Source organism: Pseudomonas sp. AGC41 (assembly GCF_057334555.1).
Window position 1 is genome coordinate 145,134 of record NZ_JBHFJB010000163.1, and the last position, 3,849, is coordinate 148,982.

The 3,849-nt window shown below is 62.9% G+C and carries 3 protein-coding genes; 2 read left to right on the forward strand and 1 reads right to left on the reverse strand.

Annotated elements, in window-relative coordinates; all coding sequences use genetic code 11:
- Positions 1-202: 202 nt before the first annotated feature.
- Both ACE04F_RS28885 and ACE04F_RS28890 read left to right on the forward strand, forming a co-directional pair.
- Entirely contained in the window at positions 203-1,525 is a 1,323-nt protein-coding gene (locus ACE04F_RS28885) for a type VI secretion system Vgr family protein (RefSeq protein WP_486111112.1), read from the forward strand.
- A complete protein-coding gene (locus ACE04F_RS28890) occupies positions 1,522-2,319 on the forward strand; it encodes a DUF4123 domain-containing protein (protein ID WP_486111114.1) in 798 nt (265 codons plus the stop codon). The genes ACE04F_RS28885 and ACE04F_RS28890 overlap by 4 nt, the downstream gene beginning before the upstream one ends.
- A 5-nt stretch (positions 2,320-2,324) precedes the next feature.
- On the opposite strand, the gene ACE04F_RS28895 is transcribed toward ACE04F_RS28890, so the two are convergent.
- Positions 2,325-3,674, reverse strand: coding sequence for an MATE family efflux transporter (locus ACE04F_RS28895; RefSeq protein ID WP_486111116.1), 1,350 nt, complete (start codon positions 3,672-3,674; stop codon positions 2,325-2,327).
- Positions 3,675-3,849 lie beyond the last annotated feature (175 nt).

A 3,849-nucleotide genomic window follows, 5' to 3' on the forward strand; every position in this document is an offset into this window, starting at 1 on the left:
AATACGCCGCATGCAGCGGGTGTTTTCGGACAGCCCCGGAGGGCGTTTTGATTTGCGCTGGCGAAATTTTCCTCACGCGGGGACAGCTGATCGGAAACGTCCTTACTTCGTGTAGTCCCTTTCCTTACTTGTAATTGGCCCCTCTACTCGGTCCGGGCTCTCGGCGAGAATGCCCGGTCGCCCCTTTTGTAGAGAAACGCCGATGTCCAGTCCAGCCCGCGAGTCATCATTTCGTCTGGAGATAGCCGGTCTGCCCGAGTCTTTGGTGGTCGTGGCTTTCAGCGGCAATGAAGGCATCAGCGAACCCTTCCTGTTCGAGGTGGAACTGATGGCCAGCGACACGCCGCTGGATCTGGCGAGCCTGCTGTACCGCAGTGCCTGGTTGAGTTTCGGAACCCCCGGTCGGGGTATTCACGGACAGGTCCACGAAGTTGTACAACGCCGTCATGGGGGCGGTTGCCAAGTGCGCATCGAGCCGAAGCTGGCTCACCTGGCGCAGCGCTTCAGCCAGCGAGTGTTCAGTGGCCGCTCGGTGCCGCAGATCATTCGCCAGGTGTTGAGCGGGCACGGCATCGGTGGGCGCGGGCTGTGCCTGGACTTGAGCGGTGATTTCCCGCCGCAGGATTTCTGTAGCCAGTATCGGGAATCCGATCTGCAATTTCTCCAAAGGATATGCGCCCAGGCTGGTATCCGGTTCCATTTCGAGCATGCCCGGGGGGGGCACTGTCTGGTTTTCTCCGATACGCCGGGCAGTGTCTTTTCCGCAGGCGAGGTTATCTACGGCGCTGACGGCCAGGCTGACGCCGTGCACGCCTTCAACGTTCAGGCTGGCTCCGAGGGTATCGGCATACAGGCCGCAGAGGGCCAGAGCGACCTGATGCATTTGCACAGCGGCCAGACGCTGATCCTCGCCGCTCATCCTTTCAAGCACTGCAATCGACGCTGGTTATTGACCAGGGTCGAGCATAGTGGTCAGTCAGGCAGATACGTCAATCAGTTTCGGGCGATTCCCTCAGGGCTGCCGTTCGTGGCAGAAAACGTGCCTGCGAAGCCGGTCATGGCGAGCCGGCAACGCGGATGGGTGGTAGACGTGGCTGAGCCTGCGGGCCATATGCCTGGACGAGTTGCAGTACAGTTCGACTGGGTCTATCAAGGGGAAGGGGCTTGCCCCAGCCATTGCTGGCTGCCGTTGGCGCCTGAGCTGGCGGCCTGCGCAGGCGAACGGGTTCGTAAGGGTACCGAGGTCCTGGTGAGTTTTATCGAGGGCGACCCGGATCGCCCACTTATCTGTGCGTTTCTCGGCCCGCCATTCCTCATCGATACGCAGCAGGAATCTGCCAGTGCAAGTTCGTCAGAAGCGCCCAGGAAAACTGGAATCGATTTGCCCTTGTTGTCCGCGGTCCGCAGCGGCGAGCCGCTGTTCCTGCTGTGCCTGTTGCCGGACGGCGGGTCTTTCAACTCCTGCGCCAGATCGGTGTGCATTTGCCGCATGGTTACCCAGTGTGGTGCGGGCGCAGCAACATGAACACTGCCGCCAAGCCTGGGCCTGCGCCGCAATGGCTGCTGCTCGACGCGCCGAACGTCCCCGGCGCCGCGCAGCGTCTGCAGGAGCAATTTGCCGAGGCGCGGCGCTTTTTTCTATTCGAAGACACCGACCTCCACCAACTGAGGGGCGATGGTCCGCTGTTGGTGGATCTGCAGCAATCGCCAGCGCTGGCCAGCCTGTGCCATCTGGATAGCCAGTCGTGGCCGGGGTTGCTGATAGTGAGCGCAGCGCCTGTAGAAGTGTTGCTCGCGCATTTGCGGCGCATGCTGACGGTCACGTTGGGCCTGCACCACAAGGCTTTGTTGAGTTATTACAACCCGCATACTGCGAGCTATTTTTTTGATGGTTGCGACGCTCGGGAACTCAGTTGCTGGCTGGGGCCGATCAACCTCCTGCGCTGGTTCGGAGGCACCTGGGTTGATCGGACCATGGGCTCTGAGGGCTGGCAGCAAATCGCCAACCCCAAGTTGCCAGTGCCGGCGCTGGAGAACGAACCGGGTCTCAGCGACAGGCAACAAAGCCAGTTGCAGGCGTGTGTACTGGAACGTCATGTCTGGCGTTGGTCATGCTCCATCGGGCATGACTACTGGTCGCTCTGGGAATATTTGCAACAAGGCTTGGCGCTGGGGTTCAGCGAACGGAGCGCCCTCGACGGCTGGTTGTGGCTACGCTTGCAATACCCCGATGCTCAGCCCGCGCCGCAGCTGACAGGCGGCTCGCAACATGAACGTCTCGAGCAGTTGCGGCGGCTATGGCAAGGCAACCAGGGTTGAAGGCGTCACCAGGCATTGCCACCCAGCCAACGGTCGCGTCGTTGCAGGCACCAGGCGAAGGCACCGAGCGTCAGGCTGCGCAAGGCCATGAACAGCAGGAAAGTGATCCACAGGCCGTGGTTTCCCAATCCTTGCAGGACCCAGGCGAACGGCAACGTCAGTAGCAGGGTCAGGAGCATGCCGTTGCGCATTTCCCGGGCACGTGTGGCGCCGATGAACAGGCCATCGAGCAGATAGCTCCACACTGCAATCAGCGGTAGCGCCGCCAGATACGGCAAGTAGTGGTAAGCGGTGTCACGCACTTCGCCAATGTCCGTCTGCATGTCGATGAACGAATGGCCGGCAAGCAGGAACAGCAGCGCAAACCCGAGGCTGGCAATCAATGACCAGCCGCTGGCAACCACCAGCGCACGGCGCAGGGCCAGGCGGTCGCGAGCCCCGATAGCGTGCCCGCACAATGCTTCCACGGCGTGGGCCAGGCCGTCCAGGGCGTGGGCGGTCAATAGCAGGCCGTTGAGCAGCAGGGCGTTGGCGGCTACGGTCGCATCGCCCAGGCGCGCGCCTTGCAGCGTGATCAGGAAAAACACCGATTGCAGCACCAGGCTGCGGATGAAAATGTCCCGGTTCACCGCCAGCAACGGTCGCCAGCTCTGCCACAAGCCCAGCGCCGCCCAGGCTATCTGCCCAGGCCAGTTGCGCAGGGTGTTGCGCGCCAGGGCCAGGCCTACCAGCGCACCCGTCCATTCGGCGATGACCGACGCCCGGGCCGAACCGGTCACGCCCCAGTCCAGGCCGATCACGAACCAGAGGTTCAGGGCGATGTTCACCAGGTTGGTGACCAGCAAAATCATCAGCGGCGCGCGGGCGTTCTGGGCGCCAAGGAACCAGCCGACCAGCGCGTAGCTGGCGAGCGCCGCGGGCAAGCCGAGAAGGCGAGTGTGAAAAAAATCGCGGGTCAACTGGTTGAGTTCGGCGGACGGTTGCATGAAGTGCAAGGCCATGTCGCTCAAGGGAATGCCGACGGCACCGAGCAGCACCGCCAGCCCCATCGCCAGCAGCAGGCCCTGCAGCAACACCTGGCGCAACGCCGCGCCGTCGGCACGCCCGGCGGCCTGGGCGGCGAACCCGGTGGTACCCATGCGCAGGAAGCCCATGGCCCATGCCAGCACCGTATACAGACTCGCCCCGACCGCCACTGCGCCTAGCTGATGAGCATGGGGTAAATGGCCGATGACGGTGCTGTCCACCAGCGCCACCAGCGGCACGGAAATGTTCGAGAGAATCATCGGCGCAGCCAGCGCCCAGACCCGGCGATGGGTCAGGCGGTCGCGCCAGTCGGTGATCAGCTTGGGCATGCGGGCTCCTTGAAGGAGCGCGATTGTAGCGGGTTATCGCAGCGTTTCATTCATCTGGGCGGCAGGCTTTTGTGGAGGGAGTTTGCTTCCGCTCGGCGGCGTAGCCGTCGCAAGACTGGGGGCGCGGTGTCGCTGGAGAACCGCGTCGGCCCGGTTTGGGACTGCTGCGCAGTCC

What these genes read in the sequence shown, in the direction of transcription:
- ACE04F_RS28885 (WP_486111112.1), top strand. Translation starts at nt 203, where the DNA reads ATGTCCAGTCCAGCCCGCGAGTCATCATTTCGTCTGGAGATAGCCGGT.
- ACE04F_RS28890 (WP_486111114.1), top strand. Translation starts at nt 1,522, where the DNA reads ATGAACACTGCCGCCAAGCCTGGGCCTGCGCCGCAATGGCTGCTGCTC.
- ACE04F_RS28895 (WP_486111116.1), bottom strand. Translation starts at nt 3,674, where the DNA reads ATGCCCAAGCTGATCACCGACTGGCGCGACCGCCTGACCCATCGCCGG.